This is a genomic window from Lentzea alba (genome assembly GCF_047445655.1).
In the GTDB taxonomy this organism is placed as follows: Bacteria; Actinomycetota; Actinomycetes; order Mycobacteriales; family Pseudonocardiaceae; genus Lentzea; species Lentzea alba_A.
Genome location: NZ_JAJAEG010000018.1, coordinates 92,309 through 119,185 on the forward strand (window position 1 = coordinate 92,309; position 26,877 = coordinate 119,185).

26 protein-coding genes are annotated in these 26,877 nt (G+C 67.6%); 18 read left to right on the forward strand and 8 right to left on the reverse strand.

Annotation, left to right across the window (positions count from 1 at the left end; genetic code table 11):
• Positions 1-20: 20 nt before the first annotated feature.
• Positions 21-1,643: a DUF6119 family protein gene (locus LFM09_RS28620; protein ID WP_414099660.1), complete on the reverse strand. Its 1,623-nt coding sequence runs from the start codon at positions 1,641-1,643 to the stop codon at positions 21-23.
• A gap of 108 nt (positions 1,644-1,751) precedes the next feature.
• Here LFM09_RS28620 and LFM09_RS28625 point away from each other — a divergent pair, with 108 nt between their 5' ends.
• The gene (locus LFM09_RS28625; protein WP_414099661.1) at positions 1,752-2,396 is read left to right on the forward strand and encodes a hypothetical protein; all 645 of its coding nucleotides are present in this window, start codon (positions 1,752-1,754) and stop codon (positions 2,394-2,396) included.
• A gap of 4 nt (positions 2,397-2,400) precedes the next feature.
• Here LFM09_RS28625 and LFM09_RS28630 read toward each other — a convergent pair whose 3' ends face one another.
• Positions 2,401-2,919 (reverse strand): hypothetical protein, encoded by a 519-nt coding sequence (locus tag LFM09_RS28630; protein WP_414099662.1) that lies wholly within the window; start codon positions 2,917-2,919, stop codon positions 2,401-2,403.
• A gap of 166 nt (positions 2,920-3,085) precedes the next feature.
• Positions 3,086-4,285 (reverse strand): ricin-type beta-trefoil lectin domain protein, encoded by a 1,200-nt coding sequence (locus tag LFM09_RS28635; protein ID WP_414099663.1) that lies wholly within the window; start codon positions 4,283-4,285, stop codon positions 3,086-3,088.
• Between the two features lie 138 nt (positions 4,286-4,423).
• On the opposite strand from LFM09_RS28635, the gene LFM09_RS28640 reads away from it, so the two are divergent.
• Complete coding sequence (locus LFM09_RS28640) at positions 4,424-5,998, forward strand: serine/threonine-protein kinase (RefSeq protein ID WP_414099664.1); 1,575 nt, start codon at positions 4,424-4,426, stop codon at positions 5,996-5,998.
• Positions 5,983-7,491 (forward strand): serine/threonine-protein kinase, encoded by a 1,509-nt coding sequence (locus LFM09_RS28645; protein WP_414099665.1) that lies wholly within the window; start codon positions 5,983-5,985, stop codon positions 7,489-7,491. The genes LFM09_RS28640 and LFM09_RS28645 overlap by 16 nt, the downstream gene beginning before the upstream one ends.
• On the opposite strand, the gene LFM09_RS28650 is transcribed toward LFM09_RS28645, so the two are convergent.
• The gene (locus LFM09_RS28650; RefSeq protein WP_414099774.1) at positions 7,478-7,834 is read right to left on the reverse strand and encodes a winged helix-turn-helix transcriptional regulator; all 357 of its coding nucleotides are present in this window, start codon (positions 7,832-7,834) and stop codon (positions 7,478-7,480) included. The genes LFM09_RS28645 and LFM09_RS28650 overlap by 14 nt on opposite strands.
• A 104-nt stretch (positions 7,835-7,938) precedes the next feature.
• Here LFM09_RS28650 and LFM09_RS28655 point away from each other — a divergent pair, with 104 nt between their 5' ends.
• Positions 7,939-8,838 carry an NADP-dependent oxidoreductase gene (locus tag LFM09_RS28655; RefSeq protein WP_414099666.1) on the forward strand — a complete coding sequence of 300 codons (900 nt, stop codon included), beginning with the start codon at positions 7,939-7,941 and terminating at the stop codon, positions 8,836-8,838.
• Here the strand turns inward: LFM09_RS28655 and LFM09_RS28660 are convergent.
• Positions 8,835-9,092, reverse strand: a complete 258-nt coding sequence (locus tag LFM09_RS28660) for a DUF2631 domain-containing protein (protein ID WP_414099667.1) — start codon at positions 9,090-9,092, stop codon at positions 8,835-8,837. The two genes, LFM09_RS28655 and LFM09_RS28660, sit on opposite strands and share 4 nt — an antisense overlap.
• Before the next feature lie 156 nt (positions 9,093-9,248).
• On the opposite strand from LFM09_RS28660, the gene LFM09_RS28665 reads away from it, so the two are divergent.
• Both LFM09_RS28665 and LFM09_RS28670 read left to right on the forward strand, forming a co-directional pair.
• Complete coding sequence (locus LFM09_RS28665; RefSeq protein ID WP_414099668.1) at positions 9,249-10,388, forward strand: ABC transporter ATP-binding protein; 1,140 nt, start codon at positions 9,249-9,251, stop codon at positions 10,386-10,388.
• Positions 10,381-11,514 carry an ABC transporter substrate-binding protein gene (locus LFM09_RS28670; protein WP_414099669.1) on the forward strand — a complete coding sequence of 378 codons (1,134 nt, stop codon included), beginning with the start codon at positions 10,381-10,383 and terminating at the stop codon, positions 11,512-11,514. The genes LFM09_RS28665 and LFM09_RS28670 overlap by 8 nt, the downstream gene beginning before the upstream one ends.
• Here LFM09_RS28670 and LFM09_RS28675 read toward each other — a convergent pair.
• Entirely contained in the window at positions 11,501-12,631 is a 1,131-nt protein-coding gene (locus tag LFM09_RS28675) for a cytochrome P450 (protein WP_414099670.1), read from the reverse strand. The two genes, LFM09_RS28670 and LFM09_RS28675, sit on opposite strands and share 14 nt — an antisense overlap.
• Positions 12,624-13,148 (reverse strand): TetR/AcrR family transcriptional regulator, encoded by a 525-nt coding sequence (locus LFM09_RS28680; protein WP_414099671.1) that lies wholly within the window; start codon positions 13,146-13,148, stop codon positions 12,624-12,626. Before LFM09_RS28680 ends, LFM09_RS28675 begins: the two co-directional genes overlap by 8 nt.
• A 44-nt stretch (positions 13,149-13,192) precedes the next feature.
• Between LFM09_RS28680 and LFM09_RS28685 the strand changes: the two genes are divergently transcribed.
• The 4 genes from LFM09_RS28685 to LFM09_RS28700 all read left to right on the forward strand — a co-directional run bounded on the left by LFM09_RS28685 (position 13,193) and on the right by LFM09_RS28700 (position 17,163).
• A complete protein-coding gene (locus LFM09_RS28685; protein ID WP_414099672.1) occupies positions 13,193-14,032 on the forward strand; it encodes an ABC transporter permease in 840 nt (279 codons plus the stop codon).
• Complete coding sequence (locus LFM09_RS28690) at positions 14,029-14,835, forward strand: ABC transporter permease (RefSeq protein WP_414099673.1); 807 nt, start codon at positions 14,029-14,031, stop codon at positions 14,833-14,835. The genes LFM09_RS28685 and LFM09_RS28690 overlap by 4 nt, the downstream gene beginning before the upstream one ends.
• Before the next feature lie 76 nt (positions 14,836-14,911).
• Positions 14,912-16,516: a sensor histidine kinase gene (locus tag LFM09_RS28695; protein ID WP_414099674.1), complete on the forward strand. Its 1,605-nt coding sequence runs from the start codon at positions 14,912-14,914 to the stop codon at positions 16,514-16,516.
• The gene (locus LFM09_RS28700) at positions 16,513-17,163 is read left to right on the forward strand and encodes a response regulator (protein WP_414099675.1); all 651 of its coding nucleotides are present in this window, start codon (positions 16,513-16,515) and stop codon (positions 17,161-17,163) included. The genes LFM09_RS28695 and LFM09_RS28700 overlap by 4 nt, the downstream gene beginning before the upstream one ends.
• Here the strand turns inward: LFM09_RS28700 and LFM09_RS28705 are convergent.
• Positions 17,160-18,842, reverse strand: a complete 1,683-nt coding sequence (locus LFM09_RS28705) for a caspase, EACC1-associated type (protein WP_414099676.1) — start codon at positions 18,840-18,842, stop codon at positions 17,160-17,162. The two genes, LFM09_RS28700 and LFM09_RS28705, sit on opposite strands and share 4 nt — an antisense overlap.
• A gap of 30 nt (positions 18,843-18,872) precedes the next feature.
• Between LFM09_RS28705 and LFM09_RS28710 the strand changes: the two genes are divergently transcribed.
• The 8 genes from LFM09_RS28710 to map all read left to right on the forward strand — a co-directional run bounded on the left by LFM09_RS28710 (position 18,873) and on the right by map (position 26,874).
• Positions 18,873-19,214 carry a hypothetical protein gene (locus tag LFM09_RS28710; RefSeq protein WP_414099677.1) on the forward strand — a complete coding sequence of 114 codons (342 nt, stop codon included), beginning with the start codon at positions 18,873-18,875 and terminating at the stop codon, positions 19,212-19,214.
• Between the two features lie 243 nt (positions 19,215-19,457).
• Positions 19,458-20,588 (forward strand): 1-deoxy-D-xylulose-5-phosphate reductoisomerase, encoded by a 1,131-nt coding sequence (gene dxr / locus LFM09_RS28715; protein WP_414099678.1) that lies wholly within the window; start codon positions 19,458-19,460, stop codon positions 20,586-20,588.
• 7 nt (positions 20,589-20,595) lie between these two features.
• Positions 20,596-21,807 carry a M50 family metallopeptidase gene (locus LFM09_RS28720; protein ID WP_414099679.1) on the forward strand — a complete coding sequence of 404 codons (1,212 nt, stop codon included), beginning with the start codon at positions 20,596-20,598 and terminating at the stop codon, positions 21,805-21,807.
• Between the two features lie 49 nt (positions 21,808-21,856).
• Positions 21,857-22,987, forward strand: coding sequence for a flavodoxin-dependent (E)-4-hydroxy-3-methylbut-2-enyl-diphosphate synthase (gene ispG, locus LFM09_RS28725; RefSeq protein WP_414099775.1), 1,131 nt, complete (start codon positions 21,857-21,859; stop codon positions 22,985-22,987).
• Positions 22,988-23,193: 206 nt separating this feature from the next.
• Positions 23,194-24,045 (forward strand): GNAT family N-acetyltransferase, encoded by an 852-nt coding sequence (locus LFM09_RS28730; protein ID WP_414099680.1) that lies wholly within the window; start codon positions 23,194-23,196, stop codon positions 24,043-24,045.
• Positions 24,046-24,063: 18 nt separating this feature from the next.
• Positions 24,064-25,848, forward strand: a complete 1,785-nt coding sequence (locus LFM09_RS28735; protein ID WP_414099681.1) for a penicillin-binding transpeptidase domain-containing protein — start codon at positions 24,064-24,066, stop codon at positions 25,846-25,848.
• Entirely contained in the window at positions 25,848-26,006 is a 159-nt protein-coding gene (locus tag LFM09_RS28740) for a hypothetical protein (RefSeq protein WP_414099682.1), read from the forward strand. The genes LFM09_RS28735 and LFM09_RS28740 overlap by 1 nt, the downstream gene beginning before the upstream one ends.
• 10 nt (positions 26,007-26,016) lie before the next feature.
• Positions 26,017-26,874, forward strand: coding sequence for a type I methionyl aminopeptidase (gene map / locus LFM09_RS28745; protein WP_414099683.1), 858 nt, complete (start codon positions 26,017-26,019; stop codon positions 26,872-26,874).
• Positions 26,875-26,877 lie beyond the last annotated feature (3 nt).

Here is a 26,877-nt window from a genome sequence, read left to right on the forward strand (position 1 = left end):
TGAACCATGGCAGACGACTGTCAGGTTTTCGGCTTAGGTGGCTTGGGCGGCGCTGTGTGTTTGATGAACCCGAAACTGACGGGAACGTTCATCACGCGGTCCAGTGCCTTGACGTTGCGCGCCAGGCTGATGCGCGAGAAGAGTGGCAGGTTGAGCGACTTCCTGGTGGGGTCCTTGCCGGTGATGATCGCGAAGACGACCTCGTAGTTTCCGGTTCGGACAGCCGACACCAGTGACTCGACGTCGCTTTTGTCGTTGGCTCGTTCCCTGATGCGGGAGATCAGGCGTTCCGGTGCGTCGTCCTCGCTCTTGAGCAGCTCGACCGCGTTGGCGCCCTGGTTGAACAGGTGGCTCAGCAGGCTTGACCCGGTGGAGATCTTGACGTGGATCAGCGTCGCGCGGCCGTTGTTGATGGTGTAGATGTCACACGGCTCGATGCCGGTCTGTCCTTTTGGGCTCACGTTCGTCTTGTCGAGGCAGACGAAGCCGGCTTTGGTCCCCACCGCGGCGTTGTAGTCGCCCTCGAGGTGATGGGGGCAGTCGTCCAAGAACCGCAGGTCCGACCAGTACGGGTCGAGTCTGCTCTGCAGGCTCTCGACGTACGAGCGGTCGACCTCGTACCAGTTGCCCTCGTTGAGGTAGTAGGTCGCCCCGCCTTTCGCGAGCGTCGTGTCGAAGAGAAGTGACTTGAAGATGCTGTAGCTGCGCCGAACCTCGCCACGGTCGTTCATGAGCAGCAGCCGCTGTGCTTTCAGCCGCTCGACGGTCAGATCGTTCACGCGGAGATTCGCTCCGGCCAGGTGCTGGTAGTAGTGCTCGATCGACACGTCCGCGTAGAGCAGGCTTCGTCTCGCCTCGCTGAAGCCGGCGTACAGGCTGTCGTTGTCGTGCTCGTAGTCGACCATGTCGGGCACCGCGAGGCGCACGCTGTCGCTTTGCGCGTGGATCTCGGCCATGAGCGCCTCGTTGAGGGCGGTGATCTGACCGGGCTCGCGGACGGGCGTGATCTTCTGAACGTCCGGGAAGCTGGTCAGGTACGAGTCGTCTTCGTAGAGCTCCAGCAGCCGGGCGCAGAGTTTGGTCAGCTCGTCTGGCGGGACGGGTGTGGTGATCCTGAGGTTGCTCGCGCCGGTCGCGTTCCTCACGATGTCCGCGTGTTCGTCCTTCACCTTGCCGGTGATGCTCTTGAGGACGGCGCTGTCCGCGTCGAAGTCGAAGTCGGTGAGTGCGGTCTCGATCGCGTGCTGGGTACGTCGCCGACGTGCGGAACCGGGTTCCAAAGTGTCCGTGTTCTTGAGCTTGTGCGGATCCGCGCAGTTCAGCGTGGTCCTGATGCCGAAGTCGTACTCGTACGCCTCGTCTTTCAGGTTGTGCGACACATGACCGAAGCAGAGCGCGAAGTCGCGTTCGCCGACCGGGAGGAACACCAGCGCTCCCTTGCTCGACTGGCTGAGCTCGCGTCGGACTCCGAAGTACTCCTTCCACCACGGGGAGTGTCGGGCACCGTCGTGCACCAGCAGAGTCGCCCCGGCAGGCAGGTTGTCCGCCGCCACCTGCTTGAGCGAGTGCTCGGTATCGAGCGCATTCGTGGCGTTGAACTGCGGTTTGAGCAGGTAGATCGAGAATGGTCTGCTGGGTGCCATGTGCGGATGGTTCGGTACCGCTGTGGACGGTGTGTGGATTCGTTGTGAGTGGGTCTCGGCGCTGAAATCTGTCGCCGGAGCCACGCCGGGCCACTAGCGTTCCCCGCGATGAGACTTGAGGGGGAACGCTGGCGCACGCTCGTCAGCACCGTGCGGCTCGGCCGTGACGAGTACCGGGTCGTGCAGCCTGCACGGCCGTTGGCGCACGCGCCGCTCCAGGAGGGCTTCCTGGGTGTTGAAGTGTGCGTGGACAAGGCTGCCGCGCGGGAGATCGCCATGGCCTGGGCGTTTGCGATGCGGTCGCCGCGCACGTTGGTGTACCTGCCGTTGCGGCAGAGCGATTGCGAGTGCCGCCGCGGTGAAGGGCCGCCGTTGGATCTGGTGCTGTTGCACCACAGTCTCGGGTTTCGGCTGTCGCGGTGGAAGGAAGTGCGCGCCAAGCTTCGGGACTCCAGGCCGCACACCGTTGTGTGCCAAGGGTTTTCGCGAGAGCTTGATTACGAGCGCTTGCACTGGAAGGACAACCGGGATCGGCTTCGGGGCAGTGTTGTGGCGGACACCGTGTTCGTGGTCGGGAGCAGGCCCGCGTTCGAGTTCGGGGGAGTCAAGTTGCGGGAGCTCGTTGAGGAGTGTCCGCGGCACATGCACGAGAGCCCCGGGACGCACTGTTGTGCCGAGATCACCGAAGGGCGGCAGCACTGGGAGTGGCTGCATGTCGTGTACTGCGACGAGCATCGGGTGAGCACGCGGTGAGCTGTCAGGCTCCCTTGGCGAGCAGGAAGTAGTCCAGCCACATCAGGCGGACCGAGGTCTCGCACAGCCACTCGGGGTCGACGGGGCTTTCGGGATCGTCCACCAGTGCGGGATCTCGGAGGTCGATTTTGAACGTCGCGTTGCTGTCGAGGACGACGAGCGAGCAATAGCCGTAGTGGCGCTTCCACGCCGATGCTTCGCCGGGGCGACCTTCGTTTGCCCGGACATAGCCGGATTCGAGGTACTTGTCGAATTCGGCGCGTTGTTCCGAGATGGTGCTGATGGCGAGTTGGAACTCGACGACTTTGCCGGTCGCGGTGTTGGTGAACCTGCAGCGGTGGCCGGTCGGGATGGCCTCGTCCGAGCGTGTGGCCGGCAGGGTCTTGTCCTTGGCTGCGATGTCGTCGCAGGTTGGAAGCTTGTCGGCGGTGTAGGTTCCGGCGTCGCGTTTGTGCAGGACGAAGGCGGTTGTACCGATTGCCGCGCCGGCCAGGAGTGCGATCGCGGTGAGGACGATGGCCACGATCCAGCCTGCGCTGAGTCCTTTTCGGGGCGCGACCGGTACCGGCCAATTCGGTGTCGCCATTGTTCTTCGCCCCCAGTCGAGTCCCGGCAGATGCTACTGGAGTGGTGCGTTCCTCACAGGGCGAGAATGGCCCCCGCTCAGGTGCGAGCGGGGGCCGGAACAACTAGAGCTGCCAGTTCTGGTTCGCGCCGCCCGTGCACGTCCAGATCACGAGCCGGGTGCCGTCGGCGGAGGAGTTGCCGGACGCGTCGAGGCACTTGCCGGACTGGGGATTGCGCAGCGTGGTGCCGACGCGGGACCACACTTGGGCGCCCGTGCCGTTGCAACCCCACAGCTGCACCAGGGTTCCGTTCGCGGTGCCGGAGCCGTTGACGTCCATGCACTTCCCCAAGGCGCGCAACGTGTCGCCGACGCGCGTCCACTGCTGTGCACCGCTCGCGTTGCAGGACCACAGCTGCACGGCGGTGCCGTCGGCGGTGGAGGAACCGTTGACATCAACGCACTTCCCGCCGATTCCCACGATCGCGCCGCCGCCGGCCGGCGAACCGATCAGGTACTGGCTGCGCGCGACGTTCCAGTGCGTGGCCAGATAGGAGCCGGCAGCGGGATTGGTGTGGAAGTAGTCGTCGCCGCCGCAGTCGATCTGGTTCTCCGGCGCGCCGGGGCACACGTTCACCAGGCCACCCGGCGGAGAAGGAATGCCGCCGTCGTCGTAACACATGATGTCCTGGTCGTCCCAGCAGTGGCCGTACGCGGTGGCGTGCGGCGCCGAACGTTGCACGGCGCCCAGCGTGTGCAGCAGTTCGTGGGCGCTGGCCTGCCACGTCCAGCAGCCTGTGCCCACTGCGGCGTAAGAAGGTCCGGAGTTGTAGCCGTTGTCGGCGCCTGGGCGGTCGTCGCCCGGCGCGCCCCACGCCAGGCCGCAGCCGCCGGAGTCGTGCCAGAACAGGTACTTGCGGTCGGTTCGGTTGTAGCCGCGCGCGGCGAGCTGGTCTGCGATCGAGGAAGGGGAGGACATCGCGGACTGCGGTACGACAACGTTGTCGACCTTCGCGCGACAGTCGGTCTGTGTCACGAAGCGCACGTGCCGGACGCCGCCGCCCAGGCGAGAAGCGGCCTCGACGAACGTGTTGTCGATCTGGTCGGCGAACGTCTGGAACTGGCCGACCAACTGCGGGTATCGGTCTGCGGACTGGTCGCCGCGCACGTAGACCGCCTGGACGCGTTTGCCGCTGACGCCGTCGCCGTCGCACACGACGGACTGGACGGACATCGAAGAAGAAGGCGCGCGGAACTCGGAGGGCAGGTCGTCCACGATCGGGCTGAGCAGGGACAACGCCACCAGCAAGACACCAAAGGACATGACAGGACCGCCTCTGACGTGAAGACAGGGTAAGCGGTCTAGACCAATAGAAACGGTAGCGAAGCGGACACGCGCTGTCAGCGGACAGAACCGGACAGGAAACCAGCCGATACGCGCGTGCGGCTACCATGCGGCGTCGTGGGGGAACCGACGAGGCTGGTCGCGGGCAGATACGCGACGATCAGAGAACTCGGCCGGGGCGGCATGGGGGTCGTCTGGCTCGCCGAGGACCGGGTCATCGGGCGGCAGGTCGCGCTCAAGGAGCTGCGGACCACCGAGACCGAGCGCGTGCTCCGCGAAGCGCGCACGGCCGGGAGGCTGAACAGCCCGAACGTCGTCGGCCTCTACGACGTCATCGTCGAGGACGGCGTCACGTACCTGGTCATGGAGCTCGTCGAGGCCCCGACGCTCTCCGAGGTCATGACCCGCAGGCAGCTCACCGAGGACGAGGTCTCCGACATCGGCCTGCAGGTCCTCAACGCCCTCGAAGCCGCCCACGCCGCGGGGATCGTGCACCGGGACGTCAAGCCCAGCAACATCATGGTCGCGGCCGACGGACGGGTGAAGCTCGCCGACTTCGGCATCGCCCGCGCTATGGACGACCCCGGGCTGACGGCCACCGGCGGGATCATGGGCTCGCCCGGGTACATGGCGCCGGAACTGTTCGCAGGTAAGCAGCCTTCACCGGCGAGCGACCTGTGGGCGTTGGGCGCCACCATGTTCCACGCCGTCGAGGGGCGCTCGCCGTTCCAGCGCGACACGACCGCGGCGACGATGCACGCGATCATGTACGACCAGCCGGTTCTCGACCGGTGTCGCGGGCCGCTCGCCGCCACGATCATGGCGTTGCTCACGCACGACGAGTTGCAGCGCCCCACGGCCGCTCAGCTGCGTGAACGGCTGACCGAACGCACCCAGGTCGTCACGCCCACGCAGTCCGAACGGACCGTGGTCATCGAACCTGTCACGACCTACGTGGCGCCCCAGACGACTCGTGACGACTGGGACGACGAGAAACCCAAGTCCCGCAAGAAGATCGGCGTCTTCGCCGGCGCTGCGGCAGCCGTCGTCGTGATCGCGCTCGCCGCCGTCTTCCTGATCAAGCCGCAGACTCCGGGCACGGCCTCGGCGCAGCAGGGGCCGGGTTCCAGCGCGGAGACGACGTCGCAGACCTCCTCCAGCGCGCCTTCGAGCAGTGCGGCGTCCAGCAGCAGCGCAGCGCCGTCGTCCAGTCAGGCCGCGAGCAGCAGCCAGAAGCCCAGTCAGAGCCAGACGAAGCCGAACCAGCCGCAGCCGACCACGACGCAACCCAAGCCACCACTGGAGACCGTCGCGTTGTCCCGCTACCTCAACGGCGGCGGCTGGCACTACAGCGGCACCTCGCGCGTGCCGGTGCCGGCGGGCTTCAACAAGGAGAACACCGGCGGCCTCGGCAAGCTCCTCGCGAAGCAGGAGCCGAACACGAAGCCGTTGTACAGCTGCAAAATCCCGAACTCGGAAGACCGGATGACCTCGTCGTCGTCCAACTGCGAAGGCCAGATCGTCTACGACGCCAACCCGCTCGGCTACATCTTCACCGCGAAGCCGGCGGACGTGAACGTGCTGCCGCTCTTCCGCTGCAACGCGGGCGGCCACCACTTCGACTCGGTGCACACCAACTGCGAGGGTTCCCAGTACACCAAGGAGTTCCAGCACGGGTGGGTCGTCGCGTGATCGCCGGTCGCTACCGCACGATCCGCGAGCTCGGCCGCGGTGGCATGGGCGTGGTCTGGCTGGCCGAGGACCAGGTCATCGGCCGCAGGGTCGCGCTGAAGGAGCTGCGGACCACCGAAACAGAACGGGTGCTCAGCGAGGCCCGCACCGCAGGCCGCCTGAACAGCCCGAACGTCGTCGCGATCCACGACGTGATCACCGACAACGGCGTCACGTACATCGTGATGGAACTGGTCGAGGCGCCGACGCTGACCGACCTGATGGCGCGCAGGACGTTCACCGAGGATGAGGTCGCGGCCATCGGCCTGCAGACCCTCAACGCGCTCGAAGCGGCGCACGCGGCCGGGATCGTGCACCGGGACGTCAAGCCCAGCAACATCATGGTCGCCGCGGACGGCACGGTGAAGCTGACCGACTTCGGCATCGCCCGCGTGATGGACGACCCCGGTCTCACGGCCACCGGCGGCATCATGGGCTCGCCCGGCTACATGGCCCCGGAGCTCTTCGCGGGCCAGCCACCGTCGCCCGCCAGCGACCTGTGGGCGTTGGGCGCCACAATGTTCCACGCGATCGAGGGCCACTCGCCGTTCCAGCGCGAGACGACCGCGGCGACCATGCACGCGATCATGTACGAAGAGCCGGTCATCAGGCGTGCGAGGGGCCCGCTCGCGACTGTGATCATGGGGCTGCTGCACCAGAACCCGGCCCAGCGCCTCACCGCCGCCCAGATGAGGGCCCAGCTCGGGTCTCCGTCCGAACGCACGGTCGTCATCGAGCCCGTCACCACCTACGTGACGCCCCAGCCGACCCGCGACGACTTCGAAGAGCCGAAGAGACGCCGCACCGGCCTGATCGCGAGCGCCGCCATCGCAGCCGTCGCGGTGATCGGGCTGGTCACGTTCCTGGTCGTGCGGCCGAGCGACCAACCCGTCACCCCCGCCGCCCAGCAGGGCGCGGCCGCGACGACCACCACCACGACGTCGCCCAGCGAGACCACGAGCAGCAGCTCGGCAGCTCCGAGCTCGTCCAGTTCGGCTCCGTCCAGCCAGGCCAGCACGCCGAAGTCCACCCCGCAGGCACAGCAGCCGGCCCCGAAGCCCAAGCGCAAGACGGTGGCGCTGGCCAGGTGGAACGACGGCAAGTGGTACTTCACCGCCTCGCCGTTGGTGAGCCGCCCGCCGCAGTTCACCGCGCTGGACGGCCCGGCGGGCTGGCTCGCCGAAACGCAGGAGCCCGGCACCCGTCCGTTGTTCGCCTGCAAGAACAGCAGCGGCTCCGGCGACTACTTCACCTCGACGGAACCCGACTGCGAGGGCAACCCCAAGCACGGTCTGCTCGGCTACATCTTCATCCACAAGCCCGCCGAGGGCGAGGTCACCCAGCTCTTCCGCTGCGCCCGCGACCAGATGGGCCGCCACTTCGACGCGCTCGACGCGGCCTGTGAGGGTGAGGTCAACGAGTTCCCGCTCGGTTGGGTGCTCACCGGGCCGTGACGGGCTCCAGGGGCTCGGCGTTGTCGAAGATCTCGCGCGCCTCGGCAACGGACTCGTAGTTCCGCTGCGCCCACGACCGCAGCGCGGCCAGCGGCTCGGTGACACTGCGCCCCAACGCGGTCAGCTCGTACTCGACGCGCAACGGCACCGTTGGGTAGACCGTGCGCGTGACGAGCCCATCGCGCTCCAACGTGCGCAACGTCTGGGTGAGCATCTTCTGGCTGACACCGTCCAACCGTCGCTTCAGCTCGCCGAACCGCTTGGGTCCGTCCTCCAACGCTCCGATCGCCAAAGCCGTCCACTTCGACGCGACCATGTCCAGCAGGTCGCGGCACGGGCACATCTTCAGATAAACGTCCCTGATCACGCCATAGTTTCTACCAGGTACCTAGTGCACTGTGTAGTGCCTGATTGCCAACAGAGACCAGGTCTCCGAAGCTTGTACGCATGCGAGCGATCACCCAGAACGAGTTCGGCGGCCCTCTGACCCTCACCGACGTCCCCAAGCCCGCGCCACTGCCGACGGAGGTGCTGGTCAAGGTGCACGCGGCCGGCGTGAACCCGGTCGACTGGAAGACCCGCGCGGGCAGCGGCATGGCGGGGATGCAGACCTACCCGTTCATCAACGGCTGGGACGTCTCGGGTGTCGTCGAGGAGGTCGGCTTCGGCGTCACGACGCTCAAGCCCGGCGACGAGGTCTACGGCATGCCCAGGTTCCCGCACGCCGCGAGCGCCTACGCCGAGTACGTCACGGCACCGTCGCGCCACTTCGCGAAGAAGCCGAAGAGCCTCACCCACGTCGAGGCGGCAGCCCTGCCGTTGGCGGCGCTCACCGCGTGGCAGATCCTGATCGACACGGCAGATGTCCAGCCGGGGCAGAAGGTGCTGGTCACGGCAGCTGCGGGTGGTGTCGGCCACCTCGCCGTGCAGATCGCGAAGGCCCACGGCGCGTACGTGATCGGAACCGCACGCGAGCCCAAGCACGCGTTCCTCAAGGACCTCGGCGCCGACGAGGTGGTCGACTACACGCAGGCCGACTACGACCGCAACGACATCGACGTGCTCGTCGACCTGGTCGGAGGTGCGTCACCGCAGCCGGTCAAGAGCGGCGGGCTGTTCGTCGGCGTTCCGTCCGGAGTGGACAGCGTGACGCGCGAGGACATCAGGATCAGCCCGATCCTGGTCGAGCCCGACCGCGCGGGGCTGGAGGCGATCACCGCGCTCGTCGAGTCCGGCGAGCTCAAGGTCCACGTCGACGCGACGTTCCCGCTGGAAGACGCCGAAAAAGCACATGCCCTGGGCGAGACGGGTCGCACCCAGGGCAAGATCGTGCTGGAGACGCTCTAGCGGCGCCAGGAAGTGCGGCGACGGGCCGCGTCCCACACGAGCAGAGCGATGATCGTCACGCCGGAGGCGACGAGCCAGATGTTCTCGGTCTGACCGTGGTGGTTGCCGATCAGCATCAGGAAGCAGAAGACCGCGGAGGCCCAGCCGGCGATGCGGGTCGCCTTGGGCAGCTGGCCGTGCCAGCCCCACTCGTGCGACGGCTCCTCGTGAGGGTCGACGGCAGGACGCTTGTCCAGTTCCGAGGACGAAGCCACGGTTTCCTCCACTGCTCATCCGGATTACGGGGTCATCGTCGCACATCGGAGTGAGCACGGAGGTGTGAGGTCGCGCGCGCACGACTTACCGGCGAGGTCGTGCGGCGTCTACGCTCAGCGCGGCCACACCCATCCGATCTCTGAAGGCGCCTCGACTTGACCGGCTTCTCTCCCGCTGAGGCCTCCACCCCGGACACGTTCGCCCCCGTCGAGATCGGTCTCCACGGGGTGCGCAAGCGCTTCTCCGACCAGGTGGCGGTCGACGGCATCTCGCTGAACGTCCACGAAGGCGAGTTCTTCTCGGTTCTCGGCCCGTCCGGCTGCGGCAAGACCACGGTCCTGCGCATGATCGCCGGGTTCGTCGACCCCGACGAGGGCCGCATCGAGCTCGACGGCAACGACATGGTGGGCGTCCCTCCGTACCGGCGGGACGTCAACACCGTCTTCCAGTCGTACGCGCTGTTCCCGCACATGTCGGTGTGGGACAACGTCGCCTACGGCCTCAAGCGCAAGAAGTTCCGTGGTGACGAGCTGAAGAATCGCGTCGGCGAGCACCTCGAACTGGTCAGGCTCTCCCAGTTCGCGAAGCGCAGGCCCGCTCAGCTGTCAGGTGGTCAGCAGCAGCGCGTCGCCATCGCCCGTGCGCTCGCTGCAGGCCCACAGCTGCTTCTGCTCGACGAACCACTGGGTGCGCTCGACGCCAAGCTGCGCAAAGAGCTGCAGATCGAGCTGATGCGCATCCAGCGCGAGGTCGGCACGACGTTCCTCTACGTCACGCACGACCAGGAAGAGGCGCTGGTCCTCTCGCACCGCATCGCCGTGATGAACGCGGGCAAGATCGAACAGGTCGGCTACCCCGAGGACGTCTACGAGCGGCCCGCGAGCCGGTTCGTCGCCGGCTTCATCGGCACGTCGAACATCCTGGACGCCGAGGTGTCCGGTGTGGACGGTGAGTTCGCCGCTCTGACCGCACCCGGTGCGACGAACCTGCGCGCGAAGTTCTCCGGCAGCGTCAGCCACGGCCAGAAGGTCGCCGCGACCGTGCGCCCGGAGAAGGTGCACCTCTTCAACGAGACCGCCGAGCCGCCGACGGGCTGGTGCGTGCTTCAGGGCGTTGTGCACGACGTCGTCTACACGGGCGTGTCGACCCAGTTCGTCGTGGACACCCCTGGTGGCGAGCTGGTCGCGTTCGTGCAGAACGCCCAGCGCATCGACGACGCGGGCGCGCCGGGACAGCCGGTGCGGATGGCGTGGGATCCCGAGTTCACCGTGCTGCTGGAGAAGGCTGATGACTGAGAAAGTTCGGATCGCCCGGTTGTGGGACGTCGACAGCCCGCGGGTGACCCGCCGCACGATGCTGGGCTCGATGACGTTCTTCGCGCTCGCCGCCTGCGGTGTCGGTGAGGCGCCCACGTCGAGCGGCCCGACGTCCGCCGCGAAGGCCACGAACCTGAAGAACGAGCCCAAGCTCAACTTCTACAACTGGACCGACTACATCGCGCCGGAGACGTTGCCGGGCTTCAAGACCGCGACCGGCATCGAGGTCACGTACGACAACTTCTCCACCAACGACGAGATGGAAGCCAAGATCGCTTCCGGCTCGGCGGGCTACGACCTGGTGGTGCCGAGCGACAACTTCCTGCGCCGGTTCCTGCGCAGCGGTCTGGTGCAGCCGCTGGACCACTCGCTGCTGCCGAACCTCAAGAACCTCGAAAAGCGGTTCGTCGAGGCGGACTACGACGCCGGCAACAAGTACTCCGTGCCGTGGGCCTGGGGCACCACGGGCCTCGCGTACTCGAAGTCGCAGATCGGCGGCGAGGTCACCGGGTTCTCCGCCTACGACCTGCCGAACGCCCAGGGCCGCAGCTCGATCCTGGACGAGGCGCGCGACGGCATGGCGCTGGGGTTGCTGAAGCTCGGCCACGACCCGAACACCACCGACCCGAAGCAGATCGACGACGCGGCGAACTTCCTGCTGTCGTTGAAGAAGAAGCTCGGGCAGATCACCTCCGACGTGATCGAGCCGCTGACCTCGGGCCAGGTCCGGCTGGCGCAGGCGTACTCCGGTGACGCGTTCCAGGCGCGCGAGACCAACGACGACGTCGCCTACGCCATCCCGACCGAGGGCGGACTGTCCTACGTGGACCTTCTGGTCATCCCGAAGGACGCGCCGCACGCCGAGAACGCCCACAAGTTCATCGACTACATCCTGGGCGCGGAAACGGGTGCGGCGCTGTCCAACGCGGTGCGGTACGGCAGCCCCAACGCCGCCGCCAAGCCGTTGATCGACAAGGAGCTGCTGAACGACCCGCTGGTCTACCCCTCGGAGGACCAGCTGAAGAAGCTCCCCTTCACCAAGGACCTCGGCGGCGACGTCGAGGCGCGCTACGCCGACGCCTGGACGAAGGTCAAGACCGGCTGACCGGCAGCGACGCGAAGCCTCTGATCGTCGTGGAGTCGCGGAACGTGGCCGCCGCCGTTTGCGTGATGTGCGGCCACTTCCGCGCCAGCGCGCGGAACACGACGTCCCCCTCCATCCTGGCCAGCGAGGCGCCCAGGCAGTAGTGGACGCCGCTGGAGAACGCCAGGTGCTCGGGCTGCCCGGTCCTGGTGATGTCGAACCGGTTCGGGTCCGGGTACACCTCCGGATCGCGGTTGCCGGCCGCCAGGACGAGGTAGATGCCGTTGTCCCGCTTCAACCTGCGGTGGACGTCCGGCACGTGCTGGTGCGCCACGCGGCCGGTGTAGTGCACCGGTGGTGCCCAGCGCAGCACCTCCTCGACCGCCGCGGGTGCGAGGTCGGGGTTGCGCTTGAGCAGGTCCCACTGGTCCGGGTGGTCGAGGAACGCCATGGTGCCGTTGCCGATCAGGTTCACCGTCGTCTCGAACCCGGCGACCAGCAGCAACAACAGCGTGCCCATCAACTCCCGCACGGTGAGCTTCTGCTCGCCCTCGGCCGCGACCAGCTGACTGATCACGTCGTCGCCCGGCCTGCGCCTGCGTTCGTCGATCAGCCGCTCGAACAGCGCCATGATCCGCTCGGTCGCGGCGTTGAGCGGCCCCAGCGACTGCGCGGTGTCGCTGCTCGCGACGAGCATCCCGTACTCCGCGAACGACCTCGTGTCCTTGTCCGGAATCCCGAGCAGGTCGCTGATCACCATGATCGGCAACGGCGTGGCGAGCCCCTGGATGAGATCCATGGAGTCGTTGTCCAGCAACGACTCCGCGAGCTTCTCGACCCGCGGCCGGTAGGAGTCGATCATCTTCGGGCTGAACGCGGGCGCGGCCAGCCTGCGCAGCCGGGTGTGGTCGGGCGGGTCCGACTCGAGGAACGACGGTGGCGCCAGGCCGACGCTCGTCATCGCGGGGATCGAGCCGTCGCTGAACCGCACGCCGAACCGGCGGTCGCGCAGGATCTTGTTGCACACCACGTGCGACGTCGTGACGAACGTGCCGTCCAGGTCGGCGATCGGCCCCTTCGCCCGGATCGCCTCGTAGACGGGATTCGGATCCGCGTTGCCGCTCAACTTGTCAAACACGACTGCCTACCCCCTCGAACACCGTGGTCAGGACGAACCGGGGAGCGTCGAGCGGCGCCAGTCGGCCGGCGACGATCGCCTCCCAGGCGTTGAAGAGCCCGGCGTAGAGGGTGTTCAAGATCCACCACGCGGGCAGGTCGTTGCGCAGGCGCGTGCCCTGCAGCCGGGTGATCAGGTCGAGCACGGGCTGGTCCATCGCGAGGATCCGCGCGGCCAGCTGCTCGTCCTGGTCCAGCCCGGGGAAGCGGAGCAGGAACTCGATCCGGGGGCCCAGCGCGACGAGCCGCGTGAGGATGTCCTCGATCGCGTCGTCGGCGGTGAAGTCCACTTCGGACATCACCGCGTCGACGAGGTCCAGCGCGTCGTTCGCGAGTGCCCTGATCAGGTCCGTCCGGGTGGGAAAGCGCTTGTGGAGTGTGGTCCTGCCGACACCGGCCGCATGCGCGACGTCGGCGAGTGAGGCCGTCGGGTCCTTGAGCAGCACCGACGTGGCCGTTTGCAGGATGTGAACACTCATGTTCACAACGGTACACGAATGTTCAGCTGGCATGATGTGCATCCGTGTCACGACGCTGGCTGAAGGCCAACGCCCTGCTCACGCCCACCGGGCTGTGGCTGGGGATTTTCCTGATCGCGCCGTTGGCCCTGGTGGTCCAGTTCAGCTTCGCCACGCGCGACACGGGTGTCGCCCGCGCGGTGCTGCCGTGGACGACGCAGGCCTATCTGACGGCGCTCGATCCGGCGTTCCTGCCGATCTTCGGCCGGACCCTGGTCTACGCGGTGGCGACGACGGCCGCCTGTCTGTTGCTCGGGTTTCCGCTGGCGTGGTTCATCGCGCGGTACGGCGGCAGGTACCGGACCGTGCTGCTCGCGGCGGTGCTCATCCCGTTCTGGTCGAGCTATCTCGCGCGGATCTACGCGTGGAAGGCGCTCTTGGACGGCGAAGGCCTGGTGAACTCGGTTCTGGGATGGGTTGGCCTCGACCGTGATGGCGGCTTTCTGCTCACGCACGGCGCGGTGATCCTCGGTCTGACGTACGGCTTCCTGCCGTTCATGGTGTTGCCGCTTTATGTGGCGTGCGAGCGGTTCGACTTCCGGCTCGTGGAGGCGTCCTACGACCTCGGGCACGGGCGTACGTCGACGTTCTTCCGGGTGGTGCTGCCGGGTGTGTTCACGGGCGTGCTGGCCGGGTCGTTGCTGGTCCTGGTGCCGTCGGCGGGTGACTTCGTGACGCCTCGCCTGCTCGGTGGGGTCGACCAGTCGACGTTCGGATCGGTGATCGACGACCAGTTCCGCGGCGGCAACAACTGGCCTTTGGGGTCGGCGATGGCCGTGTTGCTGCTCGTGCTGGTGGTGCTGGTGCTCGTGTTGCGCGGGCGGCGTGGGGAGGACGTGCTGTGAACCGTCGTCCGTGGGCGCTCGGGCTCGTCGCCTTCCTGGTGTTCGTGTTCCTGTACGCGCCGATCGCGTGGCTGGCGATCGCCTCTTTCAACTCCTCGCGGTCTTTGTCGCGCATCAGCGGGTTCTCGACGCAGTGGTACGCCGAGCTGTTCGAGGACACGCGGGTGCTGGAGTCGTTGCAGCTGACCCTGCAGCTCGCGCTGGCGTCCGCGGTGATCTCGACGGTGATCGGGACGCTGGCGGCGTTCGGGCTGCGGCGGGCGTTCCCCGGTCGCGGGCTGTGGACCGTGCTGCTGTCGTTGCCGCTGGTGATTCCCGAGGTCGTCATGGGTGTGGCGATGCTGGGGTTCTTCGTGAAGATCGCCGGCATCCCGCTCGGGTTCGGGGCGCTGCTGTTCGCGCACGTGGCGTTCTCGCTGAGCTTCGTGGTCGTCGTGGTGCGGTCGAGGGTGTCCGGAATGGACGTCCGGATGGAGGAGGCCGCCGCCGATCTCGGGGCGTCGCCGTTCGTCGCCTTCCGGACCGTGACGCTGCCGTTGGTGGCCCCCGCGGTGGTGGCCGGTGCGGCGTTCGCGTTCCTGCTGTCGTTCGACGACGTGGTGATCTCGTCGTACCTGACCGGTGTCGGGTCGACGACGCTGCCGGTCTTCGTCTACGCGCAGGCGTCGAAGCGAGGGATTTCGCCGGAGATCGTGGCGTTGTCGACGTTGATGGTGACGGCGACCGCGCTGCTGCTGATCATCGGCGTGGTGATCGCGTCCTGGCGCGCGCGCAAGGCTGGGTCCACCGCCCAGCTGGTTTGAGAGTCAACTTTCGTCGCGTTGATTCGATACTCCAGCGTGCCGCGCGAGAGGTGGGACGTCTCGTAGCTTGAGCGGTGTGATTACTGCTGTGCGGGCCAGGGCCGAGGCGTTCCGCGCCGACAACCTGGCCCGGCTCAAGGCGCTGACGCCGGTGCGCGTCGTCGGTGACGTGATCGTCATCGTCGGCGCGATCCTGCTGGACCTGTGGCCGGGACCATGGGCCGAGAACAAGGCGTCAGGCTGGGCGCTCGTCGCGTTCATCGCTGTCTACCTGGTTCTGTTGCCGGTGCGGCACGCGCTGCCGGCGACGGCCATGGTCGCCGGCGCGGCGATTCCGTTCGGCGGGCCGGCGGCGATGGTCGTGCTGAGCTACACGGCCGGGCGCCGGATCGAGTCGTGGGTCAAGGCGGTGGTGTCGACCACGATCACATTCGTCGTCGTGGTGCTGCTGTGGGACTGGGACGCCAGGCCGATCGACGTCGACCCGGTCTACGCGATGCTCATCCTGATCACCATCTTCGGCGTGGGCGTGGCGCTGCCGTTCCTCGTCGGCCGGTACCTGGCGCAACGCGAGGCGCTGGTGCGGGCGATGCAGGACCGCGAGGCGCGGATGCGGGGCGAGCAGAAGCTGGTGTCACGGCAGGTGCGCCTGCGCGAACGCAGCCGCATCGCTCAGGACATGCACGACAGCCTCGGCCACCGGCTCTCGTTGATCTCCGTGCACGCCGGCGCGCTGGCTTTGGACCCGTCGCTGGGGGACAAGCAGCGCGAGGCGATCGGGGTGCTGCGCTCGGCGGCGTTGACCGGCATGGAGGAGCTACGGGCGATCATCGGCGTGTTGCGGGCCGAGGACGGTCCTGACGACGACCCAGCGACACGGACCGTGGAGTCCATCGACTCGTTGGTGGGCGACGCGCGCAAGGCCGGCGTGTTGGTGTCGTTGGTGCGTGGCGGGCAGGCACATCCGTTGCCGTCACGTGTGTCGCACGCGGCCTATCGAGTCGCGCAGGAGGGCCTCACGAACGCGGCCAAGCACGCGCCGGGGGCGGCCGTACAGGTCACCGTGAAGTACGAGCCGGACGCCCTGGTCGTGGAGGTGCGCAACAACCCCGCTCGTAACGGCTCATCGGTCCGTGAGCCCGGTGTCGGCCTCATCGGGCTGACGGAACGCGTGCGCGTGGCGGGCGGCATCCTGCACGTCGGCGCGTTGCCGTCGGGTGGCTTCCGGATCGCGGCCGTGCTGCCGTACGAGGAGACCGCGCTGCCGGACGAACCCGAGGACGAGCAGGACGAGTCCGAGTCACCCCGGCGCATCCGCAAGTGGGCGGGCGTCGGCTCGATCGCGGGCGCGTCGGTCGTGCTGGCGATCATCATCGGCGGCTTCACGTACCTCGGCGCGCAGCCGGTGACCGACGTCGTGATGCAGGAGAACCTCGACAAGATCCAGGAGGGCCAGCTGGAGGCCGACGTGCTGCGCCTGCTGCCGTCCGGTGACGAACTGGTGATCGGCGACGGCGACCGCACGTCCGACGCCTCCCCGGAACCACCCGGCGCCCGCTGCGTGTATCACGTCACCGACGAGCAGTCTTACCGCGACAACGGCACACGGGTGGTGCGTTTCTGCTTCCGGGACGGCAAGCTGGTCGAAAAGAAGATCCACGTGCAGAGGGCAGGTCAATGATCCGGGTGCTCATCGCCGACGACGAGCCGCTGATGCGCGCCGGCATCAAGGCCATCCTCGGCACCGCCGACGACATCGAGCTCGTGGCGGAGGCGGGCGACGGCCGCGAGGCGCTGCAGATCGTCCGCGAGCGCCGCGTCGACGTGGCCGTGCTGGACATCCGCATGCCCCGCATGGACGGCCTGGCATGCGCTCGTGAGCTGCGTACCGTCGCACCGTCCGTGCGCGTCGTCATGCTGACGACGTTCGGCGAGGACGAGAACATCGTGCGCGCGTTGTCCGACGGCGCTGCCGGGTTCTTGCTCAAGGACTCCGCGCCCGAGGAACTCCTTCGTGCCGTGCGCGCCGTCAACAACGGCGAGGCGTACCTCTCGCCGATGGTCACCTCGCGCGTGGTCGGCATGGTCGCGACTTCCGGGCAGCCGAAGCGGCAGGAGGCGCAGAAGGCCGTTGCGGGGCTGACCGAGCGCGAGGTCGAGGTGCTGGCGTTGCTCGGGCAGGGGATGTCGAACGCGGACGTCGGCGCGAAGCTCCACATGTCCGAGGCGACGGTGAAGACGTACGTGTCGCGGTTGCTCGCCAAGCTGGGGCTGACGAACCGGGTGCAGGCGGCGCTCCTCGCCCGAGACGCGGGCCTGGCGAGCTAGACCCGCTGCCAGAAGAGGACCTGCCCGTCTGAACAGGCGGCGGCAAGTGTGTCGCCGGCCGGGTTGAAGTCGACCGCCACCACTGCATCGGTGCCTTCGGTGAGCACGGCGGCCGGCTCGACGTCGCTCGGATTCCAGACCCGGACCGTCCGATCCACGCTGCCGCTGACGAGGACCCGGCCATCCGGACTGAAAGCCAGCGACGACACGGTCTGCCGGTGGCCGAACAGTTTCCGGACCAGTCGTCCGGAAACCACGTCCCACAGGTGCACCGCGCCACCGAACCCCGCTGTGGCGATCAACCTGCCGTCGGGGCTGAACCTGACCGACCGCACCTCGCCGTCGTGATCTTGCAGTTCTCTGATCAGAGTTCCGTTGCGGCGATCCCAGAGCTGGGCAGTCCGGTCCCGCGAGCCGCCGCTCGCCAGCAGTCTGTTGTCCGGACTGATCGCGATCGTCCTGAGGGGAACGTGCCCCGCGGTGAAGATCGTTCCGACCTTCCGGCGCGTCGTCATCGCCCACACGTGAATGGTGGAATCCCCGGTCGCGAACAACGTCCCGTCAGGGCTGAAAGCCACGGCCCTTGCTCCGGTCGACGTGATGATGGCCCGTTCCGGCTCCGGCTCGAGGAACCACACTTCGCTGATGGCATCGGTCGCGATCGCCAGGAGCTGTCCGTCCGGGCTGAACGCGACGGCGTGGATGTGGTCCCCGGAAGTGCCGCGCACCGGCATCCTGACCTTCCTCCCGTCTTCCACGTTGAGGTAGTCGAGGACGCTGTTCCTGCTGATGCAGACGTAGCGCGGACTGGACGGGTCGATGGCCATCCCGGTGATGTAGGGCTCTGTGAGGGCTCCCCACAACTTCGTGAACGCCCTGGCTGAGCAGATGTGCTCGAAGGCTGGGAACGGCAGCGGCTTGTTCACCACGGGGGCCGGGGGCGGCTCAGGCAGAGTGTTGTTCCGGCTGTACGCGATGTAGATGTCACCGGTGAGCATGTCGTTGCGCGTCGGTGTCTGGTCCGGCGTGCGCTCACGCACCCAGTCGAAGACGTACGAGTACAGCTCGCTCACATCGACGCGGCCGTCCTTGTTGAGGTCGGCCTCACCGTGGCGCAGCCCCTCCACGATCGCCTGTGTGAAGAGCGACATCTGACCGTGCTCGAAGGCGTACTGGATCCTCGTCGACGCGGTCATCACCGCACACCCGCGACCGGTCAGCTGGTCGATCGCGTCGACGGTCTCCGCCGCTTTCGGGGTGAAGCCAGGTGGGAACGCACCGCTGAAGCAGCAGTCCAGCCAGACGACGACCCGGCGCGCGGCGCTGTGGTCGATCAGCTCGCGCACCCATGTCGCGGCGATCGCGGAGGCACGTAAGAGCTTGCGGCGCGTGTCCGACATGACGAGGTGCAGCCGCCCTGCCTCGTCCTTGATCCCGTGCCCGGACACGTGCAGCAGCACCAGGTCGTCGCGGTGGGCGTCGGTGAAGGTCTCGTCGAGCACCTGCCGGATTTCCTGGGCCGGCCGGTTCTGCAGCGTCGTGACCTCGAACGCGCCGATCGCCGGGTCACCGAGCAACGAAGCCAAAGCCGCGGCGTCCGTGCAGGGCGTGCGCAGGTTCGGGAACTCGCCATCGGCGTAGGTGTCGGTCGCGATGAGCAGCGCGATTCTGCGGGCCACCGGACGGACCGTACAGCTATCGTTCGGCCCGTGACGACGATCTCGGTGACACTGCTCGACGAAGATCCCGAGGTGCTGGAACGGCAGGTGCGTCTGCTCCGCGACGACCTCCGGGGCCTGGACGTCGACGTCGACTTCGAACCAGCTCCGCCCGTCCCCGCGAACGCCAAGGGCGACCCGAAGCTGTCCCACACGATCGTCGTCACCGACGCCACCTCGTCGGTGCTGGCCGACCTCGGCCGGGTGCTGGGCGACTTCGCGGACCACGGTCGACGCAAGGTCGTGGTGAAGGACGGGGAGAGGAGGCTGACGATCGAAGGTCCTGTCGACGACACCGCGCGGCAGGCCATCGCGGCGTTCTTCGCGGACTAGCTCGTCGTTCGGGTGTCACCCGGACGGCCCTGCCTGTCTCGGCACGATTTGGTGCTGTGAGCTGGCGGTGGTTTCCTGGCCCGGCCACCAATTGTTGTGTAACGCCCACGGAGAGTTTTGATCACGCGGCGACCGTGGATTGATTGGCCCCGAAGGGGCGACTTCACGGCGGCGAAACCGGTCCGTTATCAAAGTTACGGGCTGTGCCGGGCTCTCAGGCACTCTCCGGAACAATGAGGGGCGATGAGTACTCCACGCACTGTCCTGATCCTGGGATCGACCGGCTCTGTCGGCACCCAGGCGCTCGACGTCATCCGGCGCAACCGCGACCGCTTCCAGGTCGTCGGGCTCGGCGCGGGTGGACGTCAGCTGGACCTGCTCAAGCAGCAGGCAGCCGAGTTCGACGTGCCCGTCGTGGCCGTGGCCAACGGCGCCGAGGTGCCCGGTGTCCGGACGTTGACCAGCATGGTCGACCTGATCGAGGCGTGCCCCGCGGACGTGGTCCTCAACGGCATGGACGGGTCCAGGGGGCTGGAGCCGTCGCTGAAGGCGCTGGAGACCGGCGCCACGCTCGCCCTCGCGAACAAGGAGTCGCTCATCGCGGGCGGGCCGCTCGTGCTGAAGGCGGCCAAGCCGGACCAGATCGTGCCGGTCGACTCGGAGCACTCGGCGCTCGCGCAGTGTCTGCGCGGTGGGGCGGCGCACGAGGTGCACAAGCTGGTGCTGACGGCGTCCGGCGGGCCGTTCCGCGGCAAGACGCGCCAGGAACTCCAGGACGTCACCGTGCAGCAGGCCATGGCGCACCCGACGTGGTCGATGGGCCAGGTCGTCACGATCAACTCGGCGAACCTGGTGAACAAGGGCCTGGAGCTGATCGAGGCGCATCTGCTGTTCGGGGTGCCGTACGACCGCGTCGACGTGGTGGTGCACCCGCAGTCGATCATCCACTCGATGGTGACCTTCACCGACGGCTCGACGCTCGCGCAGGCGTCGCCGCCGGACATGCGGCTGCCGATCTCGCTGGGTCTCGGGTGGCCCGAGCGCGTCGCCGGTGCCGCGGCCGCCTGTACCTTTGACACCGCCACCTCGTGGACGTTCGAACCGCTGGACAACGTCACGTTCCCCGCGGTCGAGCTCGCGAGGCAGGCAGGGAGCGCGGGCGGTTGCCTGCCCGCGATCTACAACGCCGCGAACGAGGAGGCACTCGCCGCCTTCGTCGCCGGCGACACGTCGTTCCTGTCGATCGTGGACACCATCGGCCAGGTGCTCGGCGAGGCGAATGACTGGCGCAGTGACCCCGCGGACGTCGCGGAGGTCCTCGCCGCCGAGGATTGGGCACGCGCACGCGCCCGCGAGCTTGTTGGAAGGAACTGAAGCCCCGGTGGACACATTCATCAACATTCTCGGCGTGCTGTTGTTCGCGTTCGGCATCGCGGCCTCCATCGCGCTGCACGAGCTGGGGCACCTCGCGACCGCCAAGGCCTTCGGCATGAAGGTCACGCGGTACTTCATCGGCTTCGGGCCGAAGATCTTCTCGTTCCGCCGCGGTGAGACCGAGTACGGCCTGAAGGCGATCCCGGCCGGCGGTTTCTGCGAGATCACCGGCATGACGGCGCTGGAGGACGTGCACCCGGACGACCGCAAGCGCGCCTTCTACAACCAGAAGGTGTGGAAGCGCGTCGTCGTGCTGTCCGCGGGCTCGATCACGCACTTCCTGCTCGGCATCCTCATCCTGCTGATCCTCGCGGTGTCGCTGGGTCTGCCGAACAACAAGGACCTGCCGGTGCTCGGCGAGGTCTCGAACTGCGTGCAGAACCACACCGTTGCCTACGACGCCCCGTGCGCGGCGGGTGCCCCGGCCCCGGCGAAGAACGCGGGCCTGCAGCCAGGTGACCAGATCACGTCGATCGCGGGCAAGCAGATCGCGACGTGGACGGACATGCAGAAGGTGACCCGCGACCTCAGCGGCCCCAACGAGTTCAAGGTGCTGCGCGACGGCAAGGAGGTCACCCTCACCGTCGACGTGCTGAAGGTCACCCGTCAGATCTCGGACGGCAAGGGCGGCGTGGAGGTCAAGGAGGTCGGCGCGATCGGCGTGATCGTCAAGCAGGCCTTCACCTACGGCCCGATCGACGCGATCCCGGCCACCATCTCCTTCACCGGCGAGATGTTCGTGAACACCTGGAAGGGCCTCATGCGCTTCCCGGAGCGCATCCCGGCCGTGGTCAAGGCAATCGGCGGCGGCGAACGTGACCTCGACACCCCGATCTCGGTCGTGGGCGCCTCCCGCCTGGGCGGCGACGCGGCAGAGCGCGGCCTCTGGGCGTTCTTCATCCTGATGCTGGCGGGCCTGAACTTCTTCGTGGGTGTGTTCAACCTCCTGCCGCTTCTCCCGCTAGACGGTGGTCACATCGCCGTCAACCTCTACGAACGGGTGCGAGACTGGATCAGGAAGCTGCGCGGGAAGCCCGCCGGCGCCCCGGTCAACTACATGCGCCTGTTGCCGCTCACCTACGTGGTCATCTTCATCGGCGGCGCCATCACGCTGCTGACCGTGACCGCCGACATCGTCAACCCGATCAGGTTGCAGTAGTGAAAAACGGAAAGGTGCACAACCCATGAGTGACGGCGTGATGCTCGGAATGCCGGCACTGCCGCCGCCGGTGCTGTCCGAACGACGCAAGACCAGGCAGCTGATGGTGGGCAGCGTCGGTGTCGGCAGCGAGTTCCCCGTCTCCGTCCAGTCGATGACGACGACCCTGACGTCGGACGTCAACGCGACGCTGCAGCAGATCGCGGAACTGACCGCGTCCGGCTGCGACATCGTCCGAGTCGCCTGCCCCTCGCAGGACGACGCGGACGCCCTGCCGGCGATCGCTCGCAAATCGCAGATCCCGGTGATCGCGGACATCCACTTCCAGCCGAAGTACGTCTTCGCCGCCATCGAAGCTGGCTGCGCAGCCGTCCGCGTGAACCCCGGCAACATCCGCAAGTTCGACGACCAGGTCAAGGAAATCGCGGCCGCCGCTCGCGATCACGGCACCCCGATCCGCATCGGCGTCAACGCCGGTTCCCTCGACCCCCGCCTGCTCAAGAAGTACGGCAAGGCCACCCCGGAGGCCCTCGCCGAGTCGGCGATGTGGGAAGCCTCGCTCTTCGCGGAGCACGACTTCCACGACATCAAGATCTCGGTGAAGCACAACGACCCCGTGGTCATGGTCCGCGCCTACGAACTGCTCGCCGAGCAGTGCGACTACCCGCTCCACCTGGGCGTCACGGAGGCGGGCCCCGCCTTCCAGGGCACCATCAAGTCCGCAGTGGCCTTCGGCGCCCTTCTCCGGCAGGGCATCGGCGACACGATCCGCGTCTCCTTGTCCGCCCCGCCGGTCGAGGAGATCAAGGTCGGCCACCAGATCCTCCAGTCCCTGAACCTGCGCCCGCGCAAGCTGGAGATCGTGTCCTGCCCGTCCTGCGGCCGCGCCCAGGTCGACGTGTACACGCTCGCCGAGCAGGTCACGGCCGGTCTTGAGGGCATGGAGGTCCCGCTGCGCGTCGCAGTCATGGGCTGCGTCGTGAACGGCCCCGGCGAGGCCCGCGAGGCCGACCTGGGCGTCGCGTCCGGCAACGGCAAGGGCCAGATCTTCGTGAAGGGCAAGGTCATCAAGACCGTCCCCGAGCACGCGATCGTGGAGACCCTCATCGAAGAGGCGATGCGAATCGCCGAGGAGATGGAGCCGGTCGAAGGCGGCGCTCCAGCCGTCACCGTCGGCTGACACACGTGGACACGAGGCCCCGGCGCGCCATCGCCGGGGCTTCGTCCATGCTGGTGGTGGTCAGAGGCGTTTCGATCATGAGTTGGCAGTACTTGCAGACGCCATCTCTCGCGACGGCCGGTCTTGGCAACCGGTGCGGACCGTCACGATCCCTCCCCACCGTTGGCTGATGCCACACACACGTCTCATCTGGCACGCTAGGCAGCGTGCTGAGGCTGGCCGGAGCGCGCGTCCTGGACGAACGCGACCTGATCGACGTACGCGGGGTCCTGGACAACGACCCCGTAGCCGCGTGCATGGTCGCAGCGAGGGTGGAACACGCCGGCCTGGACCCCTGGCGCCTGGGCGGCGAAATGTGGGGCTCGGACAGCCGCCCGGTGAGAGGCCGAGTAGACGGACTCTGCTTCTCCGGCCCCAATCTCATCCCCCTGAAAGGCTCCCAGTCAGCCATGCGCATGTTCGCCGACCGCGCGAGACGCCGCGGCCGCATGTGCTCCAGCCTGGTGGGCCCGGCTGAACAGGTCTTAACCCTCTGGGACGAACTCCAGCAAGACTGGGGCCCAGCACGAGAGGTCCGCGGCGACCAGCCGTTGATGGCCATCTCCACCGCCCCGAAAATCACCCCGGACCCCCTGGTCCGCCAGGTCCGCCCCAGCGAACTCCCCAGATACCTCCCCGCCGCCATCTCGATGTTCATCGAGGAGGTGGGCATAGACCCCTGCGCAGAAGACGGCGGAGCCGGCTACCGAGCCAGGGTCAGCGAGTTGATCGCCGCCGGACGAGCCTTCGCCAGGTTCGAACACGGCGAAGTCGTCTTCAAAGCCGAAATCGGCGCCATGTCGAGCCGGGTCGGCCAGATCCAGGGCGTCTGGGTCCGCCCGGACCGCAGAGGCGAAGGCATCGGCACCGCAGGAACAGCAGCCGTAGCCGACCGCCTGACCAGGGTTCTGAACAGGACCGCCAGCCTCTACGTCAACGGCTACAACCACGTGGCCCAAGCGTCCTACCGCAAAATCGGCTTCGAACAAGTCGGGCAATACGCCACTGTCCTCTTCTGAACGGGCATACTCGCGCGGGTGCGCCTTCTCGCGACGATCACGGTACTGACAGTGACGCTGAGCGGCTGCGGCCTGTTCAAGTCCGAGCCAGGAGCACCGGAGATCACCAACGACTTCCTGGCCAAGCTCGCCTCCGGTGACGTGCAGGGTGCGGCCGGCCTGACCGACAACCCGGCCGAGGCCAAGGAGACCCTGGAGAAGTTCCGGGGCGCGCTGCAGCCCAAGGGCATGACCAGCAAGGTCGACCAGATCCGCAAGAACGGCGAGACCGCCTCCGAGGCGAGCGTCAGCCTGGACTGGGACCTCGACAAGAACCGCCACTGGACGTACTCGACCAAGTTCGACGTCAGGCAGGAGGGCGACGCCTGGAAGGTGCACTGGGCCTCGTCCGTGGTCCATCCGAAGCTCGCCCCGCAGCAGTCCATCAAGGTCACCGAGCTCAAGCCCGACCCGGCGCCGGTGCTGGACCGCGACGGCACGCCGCTGCTGGCCCCCGAACGCGTCGTCTCGGTGCTCCTCATCCCGAAGGAGGCCGGTGACGTCGCCGCCGTCACCAAGGCGCTCGCGGACGCGCTGAATCCGCTGGACAAGGCCATCACCCAGCAGACGATCACCGAGGGCGTCGGCAAGACCCCCGAAGGCCAGGCGTACCAGGTCGCGGCGCTGCGGGACCCCGACTACCAGTCCGTGAAGCCCAAGATCTACGAACTCCCCGGCGTCCGCTTCACCGCCCAGACGTCGCTGCTCGCCCCGAGCCGCACCTTCGGCTCCCAGGTGCTCCCGGCTGTCCGCAAGCTCGTCGAGAACGACATCGCGGGCAACGCGGGCTTCCGCGTGGCCTCCATCGACGCGCAGGGCACCGAGATCGACGAACTGCACTCGAAGGCCCCAGAGCCCGCCAAGGCCGTCAACATCGCCCTCTCCCGTGCCATCCAGGCCGCCGCTGAGGACGCCGTCGAGCCCGTCCAGCAACCCACGGTGCTGGTCGCGATCCAGCCGTCCACAGGCGACATCCTGGCCGTGGCGCAGAACGACCCCGCCGACGCCCAGGGCGCCATCTCGTTGACCGGCCGCTTCCCGCCGGGCTCCACGATGAAGGCCGTCTCAGCGCTCGCCGCGATCCAGTCCGGCAAGGTCAACGCCGACACCCCGCTGCCGTGCCCCGGCAAGACCACGATCGACGGCCGCCGGATCGTGCCGAACTCCAGCGAGTTCGACAAGGGCACCATTCCGTTGCGCAGCGCCTTCGCGTTCTCCTGCAACACCACGTTCGCCCAGCTCGCCGTCGACATGCCGGCCGACCTGCTGACGAACGCCGGGCAGTCGCTCGGCCTCGGCGTCGACTTCGACATCCCGGGCCTGACGACGATCACCGGCTCCGTGCCGCCCGCGACCGACGTGGTGGAACGAGCGGAGGACGCGTTCGGCCAGGGCAAGGTGCTGGCCTCGCCGTTCGGCATGGCGCTCGTCTCAGCGTCCATCGCCAAGGGCTCCATGCCGGTGCCGCAGCTGGTGCGCGGCAAGGAGACCAAGGCAGACAAACAGCCTGCCGCGCCCACGGCGCTCGACCCGGTGCGGCAGATGATGCGCGAGGTCGTCGACTACGGCACTGCACCACAGCTCAAGCCGTACGGAGACGTGCGCGGCAAGACTGGTACCGCACAGTTCGGTGACGGCGTGCACTCACACGGGTGGTTCATGGGCTATCGAGGCGATCTCGCGTTCGCGACGCTGGTCCTGAGCGGAGAAACTTCTACTCCAGCCGTGGAGGTGGCGGCGAGGTTCCTCAAGGCGGTGCCGTGATGACTCAACCCGACCTGCTCACCTTGCGGGAGCGCCTGCTTCGCGCGGGCGTACTGCTCCCCGCGCCCCGCGAGTCGCGCGAATGGGACATTCCCGCCGAGCCGCCCTGGATGCGCGGCAAGGACCAGGTCCGAGGCGGTTCGGTCGTCGCCAAGTAGGCTGGGCCGCATGGCTGTTCGTGCCCCGTTGCAACCCGGTGTCCAGTCCCCGCGACGTCAGGTGCCCTCGCGCATCGTGCGTCCCGAGTACGTGGACAAGCCCGCGCCGCAGCGCGGCACCGACCCGTGGGTGCAGACGCCGGAGATCATCGAGGCCATGCGGATCGCGGGCCGCCTCGCCGCCCAGGCGCTGCAGGAGGCCGGCAAGGTCGTCGTACCCGGCGTCACGACCGACGAGATCGACGCGGTGGCGCACGAGTTCCTGTGCGACAACGGCGCGTACCCGTCGACGCTGGGCTACCGCGGCTTCCCGAAGTCGTGCTGCACCTCGCTGAACGAGGTCATCTGCCACGGCATCCCGGACTCCACGGTCGTCGAGGACGGCGACATCGTGAACATCGACGTGACGGCGTTCATCGGCGGCGTGCACGGCGACACGAACGCGACGTTCCTCGCGGGCAACGTCGCCGAGGAGAACCGCCTGCTGGTCGAGCGCACGCACGAGGCGACCATGCGCGCGATCAAGGCCGTGAAACCCGGCCGCGAGATCAACGTCATCGGCCGCGTCATCGAGGCGTACGCCAAGCGCTTCGGCTACGGCGTCGTGCGCGACTTCACCGGCCACGGCATCGGCCGCTCGTTCCACAGCGGCCTCGTGGTCCTGCACTACGACGAGCCGTCGGTGAAGACCGTGCTGGAGCCCGGCATGACGTTCACGATCGAGCCGATGATCACGCTCGGGGACTACGAGCACGACATGTGGGCCGACAACTGGACCGTCACCACGAAGGACAAGAGCTGGACCGCTCAGTTCGAGCACACCATCGTCGTGACGAACGACGGTGCGGAGATCCTCACGGTCTGCTGACCT